Annotated in this window: 12 protein-coding genes and 2 pseudogenes; 13 read left to right on the forward strand and 1 reads right to left on the reverse strand. The window is 68.0% G+C overall.

What is annotated here, in order from left to right; all coding sequences use genetic code 11:
• Nucleotides 1-10: 10 nt before the first annotated feature.
• The 3 genes and pseudogenes from mutM to ACT3UN_RS00460 all read left to right on the forward strand — a co-directional run.
• On the forward strand, nucleotides 11-844 hold the full coding sequence (gene mutM / locus ACT3UN_RS00450) for a bifunctional DNA-formamidopyrimidine glycosylase/DNA-(apurinic or apyrimidinic site) lyase (RefSeq protein WP_301441848.1): 834 nt from the start codon (nucleotides 11-13) through the stop codon (nucleotides 842-844).
• 271 nt (nucleotides 845-1115) lie between these two features.
• The gene (locus tag ACT3UN_RS00455) at nucleotides 1116-1487 is read left to right on the forward strand and encodes a VOC family protein (protein WP_301441847.1); all 372 of its coding nucleotides are present in this window, start codon (nucleotides 1116-1118) and stop codon (nucleotides 1485-1487) included.
• 158 nt (nucleotides 1488-1645) lie between these two features.
• Nucleotides 1646-2451, forward strand: a pseudogene (locus ACT3UN_RS00460) (IS3 family transposase); the annotation flags it as partial.
• Between the two features lie 96 nt (nucleotides 2452-2547).
• On the opposite strand, the gene ACT3UN_RS00465 reads toward ACT3UN_RS00460, so the two are convergent.
• On the reverse strand, nucleotides 2548-3735 hold the full coding sequence (locus tag ACT3UN_RS00465; RefSeq protein ID WP_444655731.1) for a winged helix DNA-binding domain-containing protein: 1188 nt from the start codon (nucleotides 3733-3735) through the stop codon (nucleotides 2548-2550).
• A 236-nt stretch (nucleotides 3736-3971) separates the two neighbouring features.
• Here ACT3UN_RS00465 and ACT3UN_RS00470 point away from each other — a divergent pair.
• From ACT3UN_RS00470 to ffh, 10 genes and pseudogenes are all read left to right on the forward strand, one after another.
• Nucleotides 3972-4061 (forward strand): annotated as a pseudogene (locus tag ACT3UN_RS00470) (GyrI-like domain-containing protein); the annotation flags it as partial.
• A gap of 505 nt (nucleotides 4062-4566) precedes the next feature.
• Nucleotides 4567-5277 (forward strand): SGNH/GDSL hydrolase family protein, encoded by a 711-nt coding sequence (locus tag ACT3UN_RS00475; RefSeq protein ID WP_444655733.1) that lies wholly within the window; start codon nucleotides 4567-4569, stop codon nucleotides 5275-5277.
• 166 nt (nucleotides 5278-5443) lie between these two features.
• Entirely contained in the window at nucleotides 5444-6547 is a 1104-nt protein-coding gene (locus tag ACT3UN_RS00480) for an SGNH/GDSL hydrolase family protein (protein ID WP_444655735.1), read from the forward strand.
• A 110-nt stretch (nucleotides 6548-6657) separates the two neighbouring features.
• Nucleotides 6658-8136: an alanine/glycine:cation symporter family protein gene (locus ACT3UN_RS00485; RefSeq protein ID WP_444655737.1), complete on the forward strand. Its 1479-nt coding sequence runs from the start codon at nucleotides 6658-6660 to the stop codon at nucleotides 8134-8136.
• Nucleotides 8137-8172: 36 nt separating this feature from the next.
• The gene (locus ACT3UN_RS00490) at nucleotides 8173-8466 is read left to right on the forward strand and encodes an acylphosphatase (RefSeq protein ID WP_301441842.1); all 294 of its coding nucleotides are present in this window, start codon (nucleotides 8173-8175) and stop codon (nucleotides 8464-8466) included.
• 16 nt (nucleotides 8467-8482) lie between these two features.
• Nucleotides 8483-12025, forward strand: coding sequence for a chromosome segregation protein SMC (smc, locus tag ACT3UN_RS00495; RefSeq protein ID WP_301441841.1), 3543 nt, complete (start codon nucleotides 8483-8485; stop codon nucleotides 12023-12025).
• Between the two features lie 11 nt (nucleotides 12026-12036).
• On the forward strand, nucleotides 12037-15666 hold the full coding sequence (locus ACT3UN_RS00500) for a hypothetical protein (protein ID WP_301441840.1): 3630 nt from the start codon (nucleotides 12037-12039) through the stop codon (nucleotides 15664-15666).
• 196 nt (nucleotides 15667-15862) lie between these two features.
• The gene (gene ftsY / locus ACT3UN_RS00505) at nucleotides 15863-17413 is read left to right on the forward strand and encodes a signal recognition particle-docking protein FtsY (protein WP_444655739.1); all 1551 of its coding nucleotides are present in this window, start codon (nucleotides 15863-15865) and stop codon (nucleotides 17411-17413) included.
• A 178-nt stretch (nucleotides 17414-17591) separates the two neighbouring features.
• Nucleotides 17592-19001, forward strand: a complete 1410-nt coding sequence (locus ACT3UN_RS00510) for an ammonium transporter (RefSeq protein WP_301441838.1) — start codon at nucleotides 17592-17594, stop codon at nucleotides 18999-19001.
• A 159-nt stretch (nucleotides 19002-19160) separates the two neighbouring features.
• Nucleotides 19161-20771, forward strand: a complete 1611-nt coding sequence (gene ffh, locus ACT3UN_RS00515) for a signal recognition particle protein (RefSeq protein WP_301441837.1) — start codon at nucleotides 19161-19163, stop codon at nucleotides 20769-20771.
• The last annotated feature ends 126 nt before the right edge of the window (nucleotides 20772-20897 follow it).

Raw genomic sequence — 20897 nt, forward strand, 5'->3', positions numbered from 1 at the left:
AGCCGCCATCATGCCTGAGCTTCCCGAGGTCGAGGTCGTGCGCGCCGGCCTGGCCGAGCACATCCTCGACGCGACGTTCCTGCACACCGAGGTGCTGCACCCGCGTGCGGTGCGCGGACAGGACGGGGGAGCGTCCGCCCTGGTCGCCGGATTGGACGCGGCGGTCGTGTCGCAGGTCTGCCGCCGCGGCAAGTACCTCTGGCTGGAGCTGGGGAGTCGTGGCAACCTGTTGGTGCACCTGGGCATGTCCGGGCAGATGCTGCTCGGGGAACCGGGGCAGGTCGTCTCCCCGCACGTGCGGATCCGCTCGCGCCTGGCGACGGTCGACGGAGGAGCGTTGGAGCTGACCTTCGTCGACCAGCGCACGTTCGGACGCTGGGAACTCGCCGACGGTGACCCCGTCCCACACATCGCGGTGGACCCGCTCGACGCGTCCTTCGACGAGGTGGACACCGCCCGGGCGATCCGTCGGAAACGCTCGGAGATCAAGCGGGTGCTGCTGGACCAGACGGTGGTCTCCGGAATCGGGAACATCTACGCCGACGAGGCATTGTGGGACGCCGGCGTGCACCCGCGTAAGCGCGCCAGCGCGATGCGGCAGCAGGACGTCCTGCGCGTCCTGCAGTGCGCCCGTGAGGTCATGGAGCGCGCCCTGGCGGCCGGCGGGACGACCTTCGACGACCTGTACGTGAACGTCAACGGGGCGTCCGGGTACTTCTCGCGGTCGTTGAACGCCTACGGGCGGACGGGGGAGCCGTGCCACCGGTGCGGGACGCCGATGGTGCGCGAGCAGTGGATGAACCGGTCCTCGCACTTCTGTCCGGTGTGTCAGCGACGATCATAGGCGAGAGCGGACTTGTGGTCTTGCCTTCCTGCCGCCGCCCGTGCGGTGACGCTCATGACTCTGATCGGTATGGCGTGCTGGCCGCACACCATGCCGCAGCTCGCGCATTTCCTCCTGCCCGACGCTACTGACGAGCACAGGCACGAAGTCATGCGGGCGCGTGTCGTCGAGTTCGCGCGGCATGGACTCGGCATGAGTTGACCGAGTCCGGTTATCGGGCAGGGCTGGCGACCCGTGGTGCATCACAGCGGCCCTCGATAGCATCGGATGCATGATCACTTCAGTAGCCTCGGCCGTGCTCTACGTTAGCGATCAGGACTCCGCTCTGGAGTTCTACCGGGACGTTCTCGGTTTCGATGTCGTCATGGATGCAGATATGGGCGAAGGGTCGCGTTGGTTGGAGGTCAAACCTTCCGACGCCCAAACGTCCCTCGTCCTCGCCTCGGCTGAGTCGTTCGGAAAACAGCCCGGTGAAGGCGCATTCCTGACGTTCGCCGCCGACGATGTTGCGGCCACCGTTGAAGAAATGCGTGCTCGGGGTGCGACGACCTCCGACGTTACTCGCGAGCCCTGGGGTACCTACGCAACGGTCGACGCTCCCGATGGCCACAAGCTCCAGTTCAACGAGCGCCCCCAGAACTAACTGTTCTTCCAGGTCTCCACGAGGCCGACGATCCAGCGGACGAATGTGAAAAGCCCGTAGCAGGCCCCGAAAAGTCCCACGGCGACCACGAGCCAGCGCCCGTTCCCGAACCACACGCTCCCGTCCACGTTCAGCGCCCGTTGCGCGCCCGTGATGAGGTCACCGCTGCGGAGTTGGCCTCGGCTTATCGAGCCAACGCCTTGGTCGACGCTCACCGGGATGACCCGGAGTTCGGGTCGAGATTCCTCGCCGAAGAAGCCCGCGCCACCGGCGAAGGGATCTGTGAGCGGACCGCGTGGCGGATCTGCCGGAACAACCAGGGGTGGTCAGTGCTTGGTAAGAAGCGGGGGAGAACGGGAAACTTCCCCGGCCCGCCCGTGCTCGACGATCTGGTGAAGCGGGACTTCACGGCCGATCTCGTCATGTATTCGCCGCGGACGTGCCGAATGAGTTGTGGCTGACGGACATCACGGAGCACAACACCGCCGAGGGCAAGCTCTACCTCTGCGCGATCAAGGACATGTTCTCTGGTTGGATCGTGGGGTACTCGATCGGCTCGCGGATGGAGTCGCGTCTGGCCGTCCGAGCCCTGGATAACGTGGTGGCGATGCGTGGCGACGTCGCCGGCTGCATCGTGCACAGCGATAGGGGCAGACAATTTCGTAGTCGGAAGATGCTTCGCACACTGGCCCGTCACCGGATGGTCGGATCGATGGGCAGAGTCGGATCGAGCGGAGATAATGCCGCCATGGAGAGCTTCTTCGCCCTGCTGCAGAAGAACGTCCTTGACCGCCGCGCCTGGACCACGCGTGAGCAATTGCGGATCGCGATGGTGACCTGGATCAATCGAACTTACCACCGACGTCGCCGACAGGCCCGCCTGGGCCGTTTGACGCCCATCGAATTCGAGAACATCATGAACACGACCGTCGCACTGGCGGCGTGGGTACAACCTGTTACCTAAACGTGCAGCAGTCCCAAGACACCTTGACTCAATGAAACTGAAAATCCAAGGCTGCCTATCTGCACGTTCTCCCGCCGGCCACTGCCCATAGGTGTATCAAGGTTCGAAATCGAGGGTCAGGTCGGTAGCACCACGCAGAGCGGTAATTTTCTTAGCTTCGTGCTCAATATCTTCTTTGACGCGTGCTGTGAGGCGGTCAAACGGCGCAACTACAAGCCTGAATTTATTCCCATTCTTACGGGGACGCCAAGTGCCGATTATCGCACCATCCGAGAGTACCGTGCCGGGATCACCGACAGGCTTCCACACTGTCTTGTGGAACTTCTTGTCGACGATGGTCTCGCGGTCACGCAACTGCGTGTACGGATCGCGAGGCGGGAGCAGGCGCAGCCCTTGCATTGGAGGGGATGTCTGGAGAGCGTCGACATCATCGGTCAGCATCCATGTCTTGCGACCAAAATTGATCGGAGTCAACTCGTCTTCGACGAGACCCCACCAAGGTTCAGCGTCACCGGCTCGGACCCCCAACCACTTGGCGAAGTCCGCTTTGGTCGATGGGCCGTAGCAGTGCAGATAGCGGCGCAGAAGCTCCGCCCGGGCCGTTTCCGGGTCGACGTCCGGGATTGGCGTGCCCAACCATTCCTCGACCAACACGAACGGGGCCGCGTTGTCCTCCCGTGGAGCAAGGCAGACTACGCCTTGTAGGGTGAGGATCCGGATGCAGAAGTGCACGATGGCCTCGCCGAGGGGCTGGCCAGCGGCATGGGGGCCTTCTTGGTTCCACAAGCGGCGCTTCTTCGTCGGCAGAGTGTCGGCGACCCGTTCCGCGATAGCGGCTCCAAGCTCGTCGATCGCCAGGCGGCGACCGGTCAGTACTGTGCCGATCTCGGCTCTAGTCAGCTCGACTACTTCAGTGAGGCTGAGCTCGAGCTCGTCTACCGATGGGCTTGCCCCTCGGATGAACTGGCGCATCGTCTCTTCAGTCGGCGGCAGCACTCCAGTGGTGAACACCGGTGCGTCGCGTGTAGGGAAGAAGAACGGCGACCCGCGCATGCACCAGCTCTGCAACAGGTTCTTGTCATCGCCTACGCGTTTGTCGACCAGTTCCTGTGAGACACCCTGCGCCAGAGCATGCAACGAGAGCAATGCCGAGCCAGGAGGGCTGTTCTGGATGCCACTTGCGCCAACGACATCGAGCAGGCGGTGCTGCTCGACTCGGTCCGTTAGGTGATGGGCATGCAACCGGAAAGCGTTGACCTCGGATCTGGAAACCTTCACATCCACTCCCTGAGCCTACCGGTAGCTATCCGAGGGCGCACAGTTTTCTGCGTGCATCTGGCCACTAGAGCGCGCAAGCTACATCGCAGCGGTACTTTCTTCGCAGACGGCTGAATGGGTACCTTCCGGCTTGCTTCGGCTGGCAGACTCGGCCGCTCTGTCTGGCTGGAAGTCGGCCTTCGGGGTCAGCGGGCGGCTCTCGACGTCGGATCCTTCGACGACGAGGGCCAGTTCCTGAGCGAATGCACCACGAGATCTACCTCAGTGACGTCCGCCGCGTGGCCCCGGAGAAGCTCCGCACCATTCTGAGGCAGCCCGTTAGCTCTGCGTAGTGGGCACACGGGTGACCGGCGCGCTGGCAGGGGGCTATCCGCGGTTGGTCGTGGCTGGACGTTGGCGGGGGGGCCGGCGGAAAAGACCCCTGAGAATAGTTGATTTCTGAACCAAATGTGTGTTCTTAGAATAGTGTTCTCTGTGGGCCACGAGTCACTTCGCGCGGCGCCGGGAATCTGGGGAGGGTGTTCGCTTCCTCCTCGGACCTCCACCTCTCTTCATCTCTCCACCTCTGACACTTCATTCCTTCAGGAGAACTCTGCCGTGCGACTGTCTCGCCGCCGTCCTACCGCCCTGGCGCCGCTCGTGGCCCTTGCCCTGGCCTTCTCGGCCCTCGCCGCCTCCCCCGTGGCAGTTGCGGCTGATCTGCCGTCGTCCGGAGGTGGCTCAGCGGATTCCTCTGGATCCTCTGGATCCTCGAGTTCTTCGGGCTCGTCGGGCTCCAGTGGATCGAGTGGCTCAAGCGGGTCATCGTCGACCTCGGCCCCGTACTCCTCGAGGACGGTGGGCAACGTCGTGGCCTTCGGCGACTCCTTCACCGCCAACTCGCACCGGTTGGTCAACAAGCACCCTGGGCTCGGCAGTTCCTACCCGAAGCAGTCAGATTGCTTCGTAGCTGCTGACGCATGGCCCGGGTTCGTCGCGAACCAGACGGGCCGTCCCGTCCAGAACTGGGCGTGCAACACGCACACCACCGCGAACATGCTCGGCCGGGTCGACCAGGCGATCAGGGCCGGCCACGTGAACGACACCTCCACGGTCGTCTTCGCCGCCGGCATGAACGACAAGAATCAGGGCGTCGACGACGCGGTCGTCCGGGCGAATCTCGTCGCGGCGGTGGACAAGGTCCGCGCCGTCGCCCCGAAGGTTGAGGTGCTCATCCTCGGGCGCCTTGCCACCACGGGCTCCAGCCAGGTCTACTGCGACGTCAACATCATCCCGAACATGCCCACCGGCCAGCCTGCACCGCGTACCGCGTCCAACGAACGAGCCACGCAGGCCAACCAGAAGGCAGCGGCGGCGTCTGCCGGCGTGCCGTTCATCGACATCCGTTCCAAGACGATCGACAGCCATTCCAGCTGCGCGAAGGACGCCGCCCGCTACATCTCCGGGAATTGGGACATCACCACCCGCGGATTCAACATGACCTCCCATCCCTCGACTCCGGGATCCCGCTTCCTCGCCTCTCAGGTGGCAGCCGCCAGCGCTCGGTGAGAAGGGGTAGGGGAGACGTAGGGATGAATATTCTTGCTTGCATGTAATAGAGTGCTTAGCCGACTTCGGTTACCCGGGATTCATTGGGCGCTTGCCGTGCTGTTTGCGCTGCAATGATCCACCACTCTCCGCCACTGACATTTCATACCTTCAGGAGAACTCTGCCGTGCGACCTCCTCGCCGCCGCCCGACGTCCTTTGCCGCGATCACGGCCCCGATTCTGGCGCTGACCATTGTTTTCGCCGCCGCCCCGACTGCCGCGGCCGACGACCTGCCGGCCTCAGGGTCTTCAGGATCGCTCGGGTCGTCCGCGACCGTTGCCGGATCCGCGGGCATCCCCACGCTGGGCACACTGTTCCCCCGGGTGAACCCGTACTCCGAGGAGACAGAGAACAACCTCGTCGCTTTCGGGGACGCCTTCACGGCCAACTCGCACTGGTTGATCAACAAGTACCCCCAGCTCGGCTTCGCCTACCCGAGGCAGGCGGGGTGCTTCGTCGCCCCGGACGCCTGGCCCGCGATGGTCGCCAAGGAGACCGGACGCCCCGTCCAGAACTGGGCGTGCAACGCCCACACCACCACCGAGATGCTCCACCGTGTCGACCTCGCGATCCAGGCCGGGCATGTCAACGACACCTCCACGGTGGTCCTCGCCGCCGGCATGAACGACAAGCGCCGGGGAACCTCGGACGAACAGATCCAGGCCAATCTCGTCGAGGCGGTGGAGAAGGTCAGGGAGGCGGCGCCGGCGGCGGAGATCCTCATGCTCGGCCGCCTGTCGACCACGGGCACCGACGAGGTCTACTGCGACCGCAACATCATCCCGAACCTGCCGTCCGGCGCTCCCGCCCCGCGCACCGCGGAGTACGAGCGGGCCACGCAGGCCAACCAGAAGGCCGCGGCGAAGACGGCGGGTGTCAGCTTCGTCGACATCCGGGACATGACCGTGGACGTCAACTCCACCTGCGCGCGCGACGCCGACCGGTTCGTCTCCGGGCTGCGTGACTGGACCACCCGCGGATTCAACATGACCGCGCACCCGTCGACCCCGGGCAGCCGCTTCCTCGCGGAGCAGATCATCGCGGCCTTCGGTGAGGACGGCGCCGCCGTCCTGCTGGACGTCATCGGCGAGGCCGGCCTGGACGGCGAGCCCGGCCTGTCGGACGTCGCCGACGAGGTCGCCGAACTGCTCGGCGACGCGGGAGCGGCCGACGGGGCGTCCGACGGGGCAATAGGCGGTGAGGCTCCTACCGACTCGGAGCAGCGATAACGCCCGGCAATGACCAGGGGGTGGCCTAATGAGGTAAACAAAAGTGATCTGCGACACCTAAGCGGGTGTTGGTACGTCGCTTTCACTGGATGCGCAGTAACGTCCCGAACATGACGGACTTCATCTCATCCATGAACGACAACATCTGGCTGGTTCTCGCCTTCATTCTCGTCACGGTCGGCCTGTACTTCGGAGTCAGGACTGCGGTCGTCCAGCTGCGGCTCTTCCCCCAGATGTTCGGGGCGGTCGCCGAGGCGCCGTACGAGGACGATGAGATGGTCGGCAAGGACCCGGAGGGGGCGGGCAAGAAGGGGATCTCGCCGTTCAAGGCCTTCACGATCTCCGCGGCCTCGCGCGTGGGCACCGGCAACGTCGCCGGCGTCGCCGTGGCGATCACCCTCGGTGGACCCGGGGCGGTGTTCTGGATGTGGGTCATCGCCATCGTAGGTGGTGCGACCTCCTTCGTGGAGTCCACCCTGGCCCAGCTCTACAAGACCCGCGACTACGCCAACAACGCCTACCGCGGCGGTCCGGCCTACTACATCACCCGAGGCCTGAACAAGCCCGTCCTCGCCGTGATCTTCGGCGTCATCATCACCGTCACCTTCGGTTTCGTCAACAACGCCCTGCAGACCAACGCCATCGTGGAATCCGTCGGACGCTCCGCCGACAACGACGGCACCGGCCTGAAGATCATCGTCGGGCTGGTCGTCGCCGCACTCACCGCCCTCATCGTCTTCGGTGGCGTGCATCGCATCGCCTCCTTCACCCAGGTGGTCGTGCCGTTCATGGCCGTGGCCTACATCGGGCTCGGCCTCATCGTCGTCCTGATGAACCTCTCCGAGATCCCCGGTGTCTTCGCCCAGATCATCGAGCACGCCTTCGGGTTCAAGGAGATCGCCGGCGCCACCGTCGGTGCGGCGTTCGTCAACGGCATGCGCCGCGGCCTGTTCTCCAACGAGGCAGGCCAGGGCTCCGTGCCCAACGCCGCCGGCACCGCCGCGGTGTCCCACCCCGTCAAGCAGGGCCTGGTTCAGACCCTCGGCGTGTACTTCGACACCCTGGTGGTCTGCTCCGTCACCGCCTTCATCATCCTGCTGTCCAACCCGCCCTTCGGTGAGGAGATCCAGGGCTCGCCGCTGACCCAGGACTCCGTGGCCGCCCAGGTCGGCGACTGGGGCATCCACGCGGTGACCTTCATCCTGTTCTTCCTGGCCTTCTCCTCGGTGATCGGCAACTACTACCTCGCACAGTCCAACGTGGAGTACTTCACGAAGAACCCGATGGTCATGCTGGCCTTCCGTACCTTCGTGGTCATCTGCGTCTTCCTCGGCGCCATCGTCCAGCTCCCGCTCATCTGGGCCCTGGCCGACACCTTCACCGCGATCATGGTGCTCGTCAACCTCTGCGCGATCGTCCCGCTGTGCCCGGTGGTGCTCAAGCTGCTGCGCAACTACAACGAACAGCGCAAGCAGGGGCTCGACCCCGTCTTCAAGCGCAGCATGCTTCCCGAGCTGAAGAACGTGGAGTGCTGGGACGACAAGGACGACACCTTCGACGCCCAGCCGGCACGCACGCTGCGCGGCTAGAGCGGCCACCACAGCCACCATGGCAGGATTGGACGCATGAGCGAGCACCCGGAAGCACCCACCACCCGTCTCACCGCATGGGTGCACGGCCACGTCCAGGGGGTGGGCTTCCGATGGAAGACCAGGACGAAGGCCCTGGAGTTCGGGCTCACCGGATTCGCGTCCAACTACCCGGACGGCCGCGTCCTCGTCATCGCCGAAGGCTCCGAGACCGCCACGGGTGACTTGCTGAACTGGCTACGCTCCGGTGACACCCCGGGGCGGGTGGACCACGTGGTGGACTCGGTGACTGGCCCGCGTGGCGAGTACACCGGGTTCGAGACCCGCTGAGGTAAAATTCTCCGCCATGCACCTCAAGTCGTTGACCCTGAAGGGTTTCAAGTCCTTCGCGTCGGCGACGACCCTGAAACTGGAACCCGGAATCTGCGCGGTCGTCGGGCCGAACGGATCCGGTAAGTCCAATGTCGTCGACGCACTCGCCTGGGTGATGGGCGAACAGGGCGCGAAGACCCTGCGCGGCGGCAAGATGGAGGACGTCATCTTCGCCGGCGCCGGCGACCGTAAGGCCCTGGGCCGCGCGGAGGTCACCCTGACCATCGACAACGCCGACGGCGCGCTGCCCATCGACTACTCCGAGGTCTCCGTGACCCGGCGCATGTTCCGCGACGGGGCCAGCGAGTACGAGATCAACGGTTCCAAGGCCCGTCTGATGGACATCCAGGAGCTGCTGTCGGACTCCGGCATCGGCCGCGAGATGCACGTCATCGTCGGGCAGGGGCGTCTCGCCCAGATCCTGGAGTCGCGTCCGGAGGAACGCCGCGCCTACATCGAGGAGGCCGCGGGCGTCCTCAAGCACCGCCGTCGCAAGGAGAAGGCCCAGCGCAAGCTGGTGTCGATGCAAGGCAACCTGGATCGTCTGCACGACCTGACCGACGAGCTGGCCAAGCAGCTCAAGCCGTTGGCACGCCAGGCCGAGGCCGCCCAACGCGCCGAGCAGGTGCAGGCCACGATCCGTTCTAACCGGCTGCTGCTCACCGCCGACAAGGTCCGTCGGCTCTCCGAGGAACTCAACGACGCCGACGCACAGACCAAGGTCCTCGACGCCGACATCGCCGAGCTCAACGCCGAGCTCGAGGAGCACACCACCGCGCTGGCGGTCACCGAGGAGGAGCTGCGCACCGCCCTGGAGGAGGCCGAGGCGGCGAAGTCCCTGTGGTTTCGGCTGTCCACGGTCGCCGAGAAGAACTCGGCCACCCTGCGCATCGCCGCCGACCGGGCCGACGACTCCGGTGCCGACACCACCTGGACCGGCCAGGACCCCGACGAGCTCATCGCCCGCGCCGAGCAGGCGGAGGAGGAGCAGTCGGTGCTCGACGAGGAGGTCGAGCTCGCCGCGGAGCGGCTGGAGAACATCCGGGAGGACGTCGCCGCCCGTGACGAGGCCGCCCGTGAGGCCGAGCGCGAGCACCTCGCACAGGTCCGCGCGATCGCCGACCGGCGGGAGGGGATCGTCCGGCTGCTCGCCCAGCAGGACGCCGTGGACCAGCGGCGCACCGCCGCGGCCGAGGAGATCGAGAGGCTCCAGCAGTCCGTCGACGAGCAGCGCGAGGCCCTGGAGGCAACCTCGGGTTCCGAGGCGGCCGACGCCGCCGACGCGCTGGCCGAGCTGGAGAACCAGGGTGCCGGACTGGAGGACGCCGCGGCACGCGCGGCCGAGGAGTCCACCGGCGCCGACCGGCGGGTGGGGGAGTTGCGCGGCTCCGAACGCGACCTGGAACGCGCCGTCGCCTCGCTGGAGGCGTCGGTGGACGCCTGGCGCGATCAATTGCGTCCCACCGACGGTGCGGCGGTGGCGGTGCGTGCGGCCGCCGAGCGTGGGCTGGACGCGTTGCGTCCACTCGCCGACCTGCTGAGCGTGCACGACGGTTGGGAGCGCGCGGTCGCCGCGGTGCTGCCCGCCGGGCTCGCCGGCGGCGACGCCGGCTCCGTGGACTCGCTGGTGGACGCCCTGGTGGAGGCGGCGGAAGGACGCGCCGTCCTGCTCGCCGGTGACGGTGCAGCTGCCGGTGAGGGGGCGGGCGGCTCCTGGCGCCTGGACTCCACGGCGATCGCCACCTCAGACTCCCGGGCCGGCTGGCTGCTCGACCACCTGGAGGTCGACGACGCCGTGGTACCGGCCGTCACCGCCCTGCTCGTCGACGTCGTCGCCGTCCCCGGTGTCGAGGAAGGACGCCGCGTGGTCGCCGCCGACCCGCGCCTGCGCGCCGTCACCGCCGACGGTGTGCTCCTCGGCGCCGGCTGGGTCGCCGCCGGCTCCGGCGGGACGACCCCGGTGGAGCTGTCCACCCGCATCGACCGGGCGTCCGGGGAGATCGCCGAACGTCAGGCGGAACTCGCCGACCTGCAGGCCACACTCACCGGCGCCGAACAGGCCGCCGAGGAGCTGCGCACCGCCGCAGCCGGGGCGACCGCCGCGGTGCGCGACCACCGTACCCGGCTCACCGCCGCCCGCCAGCGGGCCGAGGCCGCCGAGCGCAGTGCGGGCCAGGCTCGCCGACTGCTGGACAAGGTCGTCGCCCAACGCGACGAGGCCGAAGCCCGCCGCGACGCGCTGGCCACCGAGGCCGACGAGGTCGCCGAGCGTCTGGCGCGATTGGATGAGGAAGGAGAGAGCCCCGGCGGTGACGCCGAACCGTCCACCGCAGAACGCGATGCGGCGTCCCAGGCGCTGACCCAGGCGCGCGCCATGGAGATGGAGGCCCGGCTGTCGCTGCGCACCGCCGAGGAACGCGCCGGCAACCACCGTGGACGGGCCGAGGGGCTGCGCCGCCAGGCCCGCCAGGAGACCGCGGCACGCGAGCAGTTCGAACGTGCGGCCGCGAGTCGTCGGGCAGCACGTGAGCGCGCCGCCGTCGTCGCCGAGCAGGCCAGGCGCGTGGACCTGCGCATCCGCGACGCCCTGGACCGTGCCGAAGGCACCCGGGCGCGCACCGACGAGGCGCACCGGCAGTGGCAGGGCGCACTGAATGAACGCAAGGACAAGGTCAACACCTTGACCCTGCGGTTGAACCACCTGACCAACACCTCCCACACCGCCGAGATCGCCCGCAGCCAGGCGCAGCTGCGCATCGAGCAGGCCCTGGAACAGGCCATGGACCAGCTCGGCATGAGCTCAGCCCAGCTGCTCGCCGAGGCCCCGGGCGAGGACTTCGACCGTGATCTCGCCGCCCGTGAACTCAAGCAGGCCGAGAAGTCCCTGCGTTCGCTGGGCAAGGTCAACCCCCTGGCGCTGGAGGAGTACGCCGCCCTCGAGGAGCGCCACCGCTTCCTGGCCACCCAGCTCGATGACGTGGAGAAGGCCCGCGACGACCTCGACGGGGTGATCAAGGACGTCGACGACACCATCCTCACCCTGTTCACCGAGGCGTGGAACGACGTGGAGGACGAGTTCCCCCGCGTCTTCGACACGCTGTTCCCCGGCGGCGCCGGACGCCTGGTGCTCACCGACCCCGACGACATGCTCACCACCGGCATCGAGGTCGAGGCCCGCCCGCCCGGCAAGAAGGTCAAACGCCTCTCGCTGCTCTCCGGCGGGGAGAAGTCGCTGACCGCCCTGGCGCTGCTCGTCGCCATCTTCCGCGCCCGCCCCAGCCCCTTCTACGTCATGGACGAGGTCGAGGCCGCGCTGGACGACGTGAACCTGCGTCGGCTCATCGCCCTGTTCGAGGAACTGCGCGAAGACTCGCAGCTCATCGTGATCACCCACCAGAAGCCCACCATGGACGTGGCCAACGTGCTCTACGGGGTGACCATGCGCGGCGACGGCGTCACGCGGGTCATTTCCCAACGCATGGACCCCAAACCTGCCGAACCCTCCGGCTCCTCCTAGAATAGGTCGACGTGAGCAACACCCCGACTCCTGCAGACAGCCCCATCGCCGATCTCTCCGACAATCTCCTCGCCTGGGCGTCCAGCACGGAGATAGAACTCGCCCGACGTCTCGGCGAACTCAGCGGGGACCCCGCCGTGTTCGTCGACCTGGACATCACCGGTGACGAGCTTGAACGCCTCACCATCTTCTACGGGGAGTTCCTCTCCCGCCAGATCCGTGCCGGCGCGGGGGAGGACGCGCTGCTGCGCACCTGCCCCGCGCTGACCGCCTCCACCCTGATCTTCCGCGCCGCCAGGCTCAACGTGGTCGGCGAGCTGGAGTCGGAGTTCTGGACCGGCCTGGGGATCGAGCCGACTCCGGAGCGGGTCTCGCTGATCGACTACGCCGAGATCCTCACCCGCGCGGGCCTGGACCCGGTGGACGCCGCGGCCGCCGGCTCCGACGGGGACCTGGGGCGCCTGTTCGCCCACGTGGGCATCGCCACCGACTGGGTGCCCGAGCTCATCGAGCTCATCGACACCCGCCGGCTGGCCGGCGAGGCCCTGGCGACCCCGGCCGAGGAGGCCGCCGCCGTGGTCGCCGTGCTCGCCGAGGAGTCATTGCAGGCCGGCCCGTTGTGTGCCGCGCTGCCCGCGCTCGCCGAGCGGCTGATCGCCCCGGTGGTGCGTGTGGTGCAGCTCGCCGCCGAGCACCCCGACCACTGGGTCAACTCCGTGACGGAGGCCCGGTCTGAGGCCGGGCAGGACGCCGCGGTCGCGCCGCTGGTGCTCGAGGACGTCGTCGAGGAACTGCGTGAGCGTCCCTCCGGCACCACGGCCCGACGCCACCGCGTGGGCGTGGGTACCCGTGAGGACCGCCCGCGCCTGGCCATCGACCTGGCCCGGCAGCGCGTGGTGCTGCGTCTTCCCGAGCAGCCGCTGGAGGATCCCGGCGACTCCGACGATTCCGTCGACTCCGTCGACCCTGTCGACCCTGTCGACGAGGTGCGCTGGCACGTGGACGTCGACGGCCGGCCGGCCGGTTTCCGCACGCGTCGCTCCGACGCCCCGGGGCGTCCGGTCACCGAGACGCTGGACCTGCCGGTGCGCCGTCCGGTGCGTGAGATCGGCGTGCGCGACCTGACCCACGGCGAGTCCTGGGTGCTGCCCGTCGTCGACGACGCCGACCCGGTCATGGTCTTCACCCGCCGCGGCAAGGACCTCACCGACCGTGTCTCCCTGCACCACTCGCGTGTGCTCGTGGTCTGCCCCCAGGACTCCACCGCGGTGGACCCGGTGGCCGACCGCACCATCCCGGTGCTGGGCGAGTGGCAGGTCAAGGCGTGGGACGGCTGGGTCATCCGCGACCTTGACCTGTCCGAGGCCACCGCACTGCTCATCGACCGTCCGGGCGTGGCACGTCCGGCGATGGGCACGGTACGGTGCGTGGACGCCCGCCAGCGCGTGTGGTTCCGCGAGCCGGAGAACGTGCTGCCGGCGATCCGCACCGTCGGCGGACTGCCCGTGCACTCGTCGAGCCTGCAGGCCGTGTTCCCGGCCACCGTCTCCGGTGCGCCGGAGATCTGGTTCCTGTCGGTGAGCTCCTGGGCCGGCCCGGACGAGACCGGCGAGGAGGTCACCGAGGAGGAGCCGCTGGAGGTGCCCGCCGAGGGCGGCATGTTCGACGTCTTCGACCCCGAGGCCTACGAGACCCCGTGGGTCGGGGAGTACCTGGTGCGCCTGCGCGGCCCGCGCAACGAGTCCTTCCGTCACGAGTTCGCCATCGTCGAGGGCCTGGACATCGAGGCCCCCGCCAGCCCGCGGCTGGGCCTGGTCGCCGGGCTGACCCCGGTGACCGTCTCGCTGTTCCAGGGTGACAAGCAGCTGTTCATCCCGCGCACCGTGGACGTGAAGACCGAGGAGAAGTCCGTCCAGGTCATCGCCGAGACCGATGCCGGCGACGCCCTGCCGCTGGTCGTGGAGCCGCCGCGGCTGCGCTTCCAGCTGCCGCTGATCGGTGAGGACCCGATGTGGCGCACCGAGTCGCTCGTGGCCCCGGCCGTGGAGATCAACTCCGCCGCGCGCTTCCGGATCCGTCCGGGCATGCCGGTGGAGTCCCCTCGACTGGTCATCCGTGACCGTCACGGTGCCCCGGTGCGCACCCTGCGCCTGGGCACGGTGGACCAGGTGACCTGGTCGGTGTCGCTGTCGTCGGTGCGTGCCTCGCTGCCGCTGCTCACCGAGGGCTCCTGCGAGCTGGAGTTCGTCGCCGACGGACGCAGCCACAGTGTGCGCCTGGTGACGATGCGTCCCGCCGAGGACCGCACCCTGACCTACACCGCCCCGCAAGGCGACGGCACCCGCGGCAGCCTGAGCGTGTCGCCGAAGGTCGACTCCCCGGCGTGGGTGTGGTCGCTGACCGCACCCTGGATGTCCGCCCGCGTGCTGAGCTTCACCGACGGTGTCGCCGAACTGCCCGCCGAGCTGACCGACGCCGGTGCGCTGAGCGTGCAGTTCCACAACCGGGACCGCTTCAGCCCGCTGCACCCCGCGGCGTCCCCCGGCCCCGGCGCCCTGCGCGTCGACGTCCCCGGCCACGCCCGTCCGGACGACGGCGGCCCCTGGACGCAGCTCGCCGCCTACCTCGCCGGGGCGTCCGACGAACTGCCCGAGGACACCGACGTGCTCACCGTGCTGTGGGACGTGCTGGCCGGCTGGCTGACCGGGGAGGCCACCGCGGACGCCAGTGCCGCGATGCACGCCGCCCTGGCGCGCCACCCGCGCGAGGCCCTGCGCGCGATGTCGCGCTCGCTGGTGCCGTCCTCCGACCGTCCGGCGCAGTTCATCCTGTCCGGGCTGGTGCACGCCTCACTGCGTTCCACCTCCCCGGACCCGCGGCCCGGCGTGGCCTGGATCGCCGCGCTGGAGATCCTCGGCGAACTCGCCGCCACCGACGACGACGACACCATGGCCCGCCGCGAGATCGGACGCCGGCTCTCCGGCATCGGCGGCACACCGCTGTCGCAGACCGTGGAGACCGGACGCGACGCCACGCTGGAGACGTCCTGCATCGACGCCACCACCGTGCAGATCGCGCAGCTGTCCCCGGAGCAGCAGGAGGCCGTGCTGTCGACCTTCTTCGCCGGCTCGCAGGTCGTGCCCGGTGCGCTGTCGGAGGAGAACTCGCGGCTGATCGCCGTGTTCGAGACCTTCCGCCACCGTGAGGAACTCGGCCAGGTGCTCGCCGACCCGGGTCTGCTGCGCGTGGCGCTGGCGCTGCTGCGCCGGATCCGCCAGACGAACCGGCAGCTGTACACCTCCGCGCGCGTGCGCTTCGACAAGCTCGACAACGTGGACACCGACAACCCGGACAACCGGTGGGCGCTGACCCCGGTGATCAGCATGATCCTGGCGATCGCCGCGCGCATGCACGCCCACGGACGGTTGGGTTCGACCGGGCAGCTGTCCTCGGCGTACCCGGGCTGGGCGGAGATCGCGCGCATCGTGCCTGACCTCGTGACCGGTGACCTCGTCGCGGCCGACGCGATGGTGCTCGGCGTGTTCGGGCCTGACGAGGTGGAGGATGAGGTTGAGGCTTCGGCTGAGGATGGTGCTGCTGACGCCGCTGACGCCGCGATCGACTCCATCATCAGCGAGTAGCACCGGGGCCCGAGGCGTCCTGAGGGCTCAAGGTGCCGCACCTTGAGCCCTCAGGTCGTTGAGGAGGGGCCTCGGCGACCTGAGGGGTCAAGGTGTCGTCCTGAATTGGTGGACGGCGGCGGGGAGAAGAGGGCACTGGGGAAGAAATCCACGCCCTGCGGCACACGGGGCGGCGGTCGTTTGGTTCACTGGTGACATGGACCCGATTATCTGGATAGTCATAGCCGCCGTCGCGGTCATTGTCATCGTCGCCCTGCTGATCGTCCTCGGCATCCGTCGGGGCAAGCAGAAGGAGATCTCCTTCGAGAAGAAGTCGGAGATCGAGGAGAAGAAGCCGACCTCCGGCAACTACCAGGCGCAGGGTGGATTCAACTTCAGCGCCGGTAGCGCCGCCGGGGTGGCGGAGAAGGAGCCTGAGGTTCTCCCGGGTCAGGAACTCGGCGGGGACAAGGAGCCGCCGACCGCCCCGACGCCGCCGGTCGCGCAGCCCGCACCCGAGCCCGAGCCCGCACCCGAGCCCGAGCCCGCACCCGAGCCCGAGCCTGCACCCGAGCCGGAGCCGACACCCGAGCCTGCACCCGCGCCTGAGCCTGAGGCAACCCCTGAGCCGGAGCCGACGCCTGAGCCCGAAGCGGAGCCGGAGGTCGACGCTGAGCCTGCTGAGGAGCCGGAGGTCGAGCAGGAGCCCGTCCCCGAACCGGAGCCGACTCCCGCACCCGTCGTGGAGCCCACGCCGGAGCCTGAACCGGAACCCGAGCCGGAGCCGGAGCCCGAGCCCGAACTGGAACCCGAGCCTGAGCCGACTCCGGAGCCCGTGGAGGAGATCGCCCCGGTCGAGGGACGTATCGGTCGTCTGCGCGGCAACCTCTCCAAGTCGCAGAACGTCATCGGACGTGGTGTCCTCGGCATCCTGTCCGCCGGTGACCTCGACGAGGACGCCTGGGAGGAGATCGAGGACACGCTGATCATGGCGGACCTCGGCACCAAGACCACCCTCGCCGTGGTCGAGGATCTGCGGGGCCGGATCTCCAACCAGGGTGTCTCCAGCGAGGAGGAGGCCCGCGCCCTGCTGCGCTCCTGCCTCATTGACGCCTGCAAGCCCGGTCTCGACCGCTCGATCCACGCCATGCCCTACGAGGGCAAGCCCGCGGTGATCATGGTCGTCGGTGTCAACGGCACCGGCAAGACCACCACCACCGGCAAGCTCTCCCGCGTGCTCGTTGGCATGGGCCACTCCGTCCTGCTGGGCGCGGCGGACACCTTCCGTGCCGCCGCCGCCGACCAGCTGGAGACCTGGGGACGCCGCGTCGGGGCGAAGACCGTGCGCGGCAAGGAGGGTGCGGACCCGGCGTCCGTCGCCTTCGACGCCGTGGCCAAGGGTGTGGACGACGGCATCGACGTCGTCCTGGTCGACACCGCCGGACGTCTGCACACCTCCGTGGGCCTGATGGACCAGCTCGGCAAGGTCAAGCGGGTCGTCGAGAAGAAGGCCAAGGTCGACGAGGTCATCCTCGTGCTCGACGCCACCGTGGGCCAGAACGGACTGGTCCAGGCACGCATGTTCCGTGACGTCGTCGACATCTCCGGTGTCGCCCTGACCAAGCTGGACGGCACCGCCAAGGGAGGCATCGTCTTCCAGGTGCAGGAGGAGCTTGGCGTGCCGGTCAAGCTCGTCGGCCTGGGCGAGGGCGCCGACGACCTCGCCCCGTTCGAGGTCGAGGGCTTCGTGGACGCTCTGCTGGGCTAAACCCAGGCCTGGAACCGCACCACTGAAACACCGCCGTAATCTTGCGGCGGTGTTTTTCATGCACACGAAATCATCCGGCATGAACAGACGAAACATCGGGGCACTTAACTACTCAGGGTGAGACACCGGCGCTACTGGCCGGAGACAACCCCCACGCAACCCTGAGGAGTCCCCCGAAATGACACCCGAGGAAATGGCGGCAGCCACAGGCGACTCGGCCTGGATGCTGATGTCCGCCGCACTGGTGCTGCTGATGACGCCGGCACTGGCACTGTTCTACGGCGGAATGTCGCGTCAGAAGTCCGCCCTGAACATGATGATGATGTCCTTCGGCACGCTGGGGCTGATCGGCGTGATCTACGTGCTGTGGGGCTGGTCGATGTCCTACGGCACCGAGACCGTGGGGGGACTGTTCTCCAACCCCTTCGAGTTCTTCGGTCTGAAGGACTCGGTCACCGACGCGAACGGCAACTACATCGCCGGCGCCGAGGGGTACGCCAACGTGATCGACATCGGCTTCCAGCTGACCTTCGCGGTGATCACCGTGGCGATCATCTCCGGCTCGCTGGCCAACCGCGTGAAGTTCTCGACCTGGATGGTCTTCGCCGGGATCTGGGCCACGCTGGCCTACTTCCCGATGGCCCACATGGTCTGGGGCGGCGGACTGCTCTCCGACGGCGAGGACGGCCTGGCCGCGATGATGTTCGGCACCGTCACCGAGGACGGCGAAAACGTGGCCGCGATCGCCCCGATCGACTTCGCCGGCGGCACCGTGGTGCACATCAACGCCGGTGTGGCGGCCCTGGTGCTTGCCCTGATCATCGGGCGCTCGCGCACCTTCATGAAGGAGGGCTCGCGCCCCCACAACCTGCCGCTGGTCATGCTCGGCGCGGCCCTGTTGTGGTTCGGCTGGTTCGGGTTCAACGGCGGCTCCGCCTTCGGTGCCAACGGCGAGGCCGGCCTGGCGTGGCTCAACACCACCGCCGCCACCTGTGCGGCGATGCTCGGCTGGCTGCTCGTGGAGCGTCTGCGCGACGGCCACACCACCTCGCTGGGTGCCGCGTCCGGTGTCGTCGCCGGCCTGGTGTCGGTCACCCCGGCCGCCGGTGACCTGACCCCGGTCACCGCCATCATCCTCGGCGCGATCGGCGGCGCCCTGGCCGCCGTCGGCGTGGGCCTGAAGTTCCGCTTCAAGTTCGACGACTCCCTGGACGTCGTCGGCGTCCACCTGGTCGCCGGTATCTGGGGCACGATGGGCATCGGCCTGCTGGCCACCGACCGTGGCCTGCTCACCGGTGGTGGCGCGGACGGCTTCAAGCTGTTCATCGTCCAGATCGTCATCGCCCTGGTCGCCGTGGTCTTCTGCACCGTCGTCACCGCCGTCATCGGCCTGGCGCTGAAGTACACCATGGGCTGGAGGATCTCCGGCGACGACGAGTCCGCCGGCATCGACACCACCCAGCACGCCGAGTCCGCCTACTCCTACTCCGACGAGGAGGACTTCGAGGAGGTCGACGACTTCGACTCCGCCCAGGGCGACGCCCACCGGGCCAACGACCTCGCCGACGAGGCGCACCAGAAGAGTTAGGACGCACCGGACGCACCGGACGCCCCACGGCCCGCCGGCCGCGGGGCGTCCTGCGCACCCGGTGCGTCCTGCGTCGTTTTCGGGGGTGAGTAGGAAGGTCCGCACACACCGGGTACGGTGGTGGGGTCAGAAGCCATTGCGTAAGGGAGTAGTTCCACAGTGTTTGAGTCCTTGTCCGATCGCCTGTCCGGCGCCCTCAAGGGCCTGCGCGGAAAAGGCAGGCTGACCGAGGCGGACATCAACGCCACCGCGCGTGAGATCCGCCTGGCGTTGCTGGAGGCCGACGTCTCCCTCCCCGTCGTGCGCGCCTTCATCAAGCGGGTCAAGGAGCGCGCCAACGGCGTGGTCGTCTCCGAGGCGCTCAACCCTGCGCAGCAGGTCATCAAGATCGTCAACGAGGAACTGCAGAACATCCTCGGCGGGGAGACCCGGCGCCTGAACCTGGCCAAGAACCCGCCCACGGTGATCATGCTCGCCGGCCTGCAGGGTGCCGGTAAGACCACCCTGGCCGGAAAACTCGCCAAGCACCTGGCCAAGCAGGGCCACACGCCCATGCTCGTGGCCTGTGACCTGCAGCGTCCCGGTGCGGTGCAACAGCTGCAGATCGTCGGCGAGCGCGCCGAGGTCCCCACCTTCGCACCGGACCCCGGCACCTCCCTGGACTCCCTGGACCACGAGATGGGCACCAGCCACGGTGACCCCGTCGCCGTGGCCCAGGCCGGTATCGAGGAGGCCGGGCGCACCAAGCACGACGTGGTCATCATCGATACCGCCGGCCGTCTCGGCATCGACGAGACCCTGATGACCCAGGCGCGCAACATCCGCGACGCGGTCAACCCCGACGAGGTCCTGTTCGTCATCGACTCGATGATCGGCCAGGACGCCGTCACCACCGCCGAGGCCTTCCGCGACGGCGTGGATTTTACCGGCGTGGTACTCACCAAGCTCGACGGCGACGCCCGTGGTGGTGCCGCACTGTCGATCCGTGAGGTCACCGGCAAGCCGATCATGTACGCCTCCACCGGTGAGAAGCTCGAGGACTTCGACGTCTTCCACCCGGACCGCATGGCCAACCGCATTCTGGGCATGGGCGACGTGCTCAGCCTCATCGAGCAGGCCGAGCAGGTCATGGACCAGCGCAAGGCGGAGGACTCCGCCGCCCGCATGGCTTCCGGGGAGCTCACGCTCGAGGACTTCCTCGACCAGATGCTGATGATCCGCAGGATGGGTCCGCTGGGCAACGTGCTCAAGATGCTGCCCGGCGGCAAGCAGATGAACGACATGGCCGACATGGTCGACGAGAAGCAGCTCGACCGGATCCAGGCCATCATCCGCGGCATGACCCCGGCCGAGCGCGAGAACCCGAACATCCTCAACGCCTCGCGCCGTAAGCGCATCGCCGCCGGTTCCGGTGTCACCGTCGCCGACATCAACCAGCTCGTCAGCCGCTTCCACGAGGCGAAGAAGATGATGGGCAAGATGGCCGGCCAGTTCGGCATGGGCGGTGGCGGCATGGGCCGCTCGGCGACGAAGAAGAAGCCCAAGGGACGAAAGGGCAAGAACGGCAAGCGCAAGCCCGCGAAGAAGGGCCCGTCGCAGCCGCAGATGCCGCAGGGGATGCCCGGGATGCCGGGCATGGGTGGCATGCCGGGGATGCCCGGTGGCGGCGGCATGCCGTCGATGGCCGACCTGAAGAAGATGCAGCAGCAGATGCCGGAGGGCTTCGAGAACATCGACATGGACAACCTCGACTTCGGCAAGGGGCGCTAGGCGCCTCCTTCCGTAAGGCGCGCGCCGGCTGGCCGGGCCGGGCCGGCAGGGGCGTCCTGCGGATTTGTCCGGCTGATCTACCGCACTGTAGTGTCGAGCAGTCTGCGTAACACCGATCACGACCCC

It is taken from the genome of Corynebacterium sp. AOP12-C2-36 (assembly GCF_052379185.1).
Lineage (GTDB): Bacteria > Actinomycetota > Actinomycetes > Mycobacteriales > Mycobacteriaceae > Corynebacterium.

Coding starts and splice junctions, on each gene's coding strand:
- smc (WP_301441841.1), top strand. CDS start 8,483: ATGCACCTCAAGTCGTTGACCCTGAAGGGTTTCAAGTCCTTCGCGTCG.
- ftsY (WP_444655739.1), top strand. CDS start 15,863: ATGGACCCGATTATCTGGATAGTCATAGCCGCCGTCGCGGTCATTGTC.
- ACT3UN_RS00455 (WP_301441847.1), top strand. CDS start 1,116: ATGATCACTTCAGTAGCCTCGGCCGTGCTCTACGTTAGCGATCAGGAC.
- ACT3UN_RS00490 (WP_301441842.1), top strand. CDS start 8,173: ATGAGCGAGCACCCGGAAGCACCCACCACCCGTCTCACCGCATGGGTG.
- mutM (WP_301441848.1), top strand. CDS start 11: ATGCCTGAGCTTCCCGAGGTCGAGGTCGTGCGCGCCGGCCTGGCCGAG.
- ACT3UN_RS00510 (WP_301441838.1), top strand. CDS start 17,592: ATGACACCCGAGGAAATGGCGGCAGCCACAGGCGACTCGGCCTGGATG.
- ACT3UN_RS00485 (WP_444655737.1), top strand. CDS start 6,658: ATGACGGACTTCATCTCATCCATGAACGACAACATCTGGCTGGTTCTC.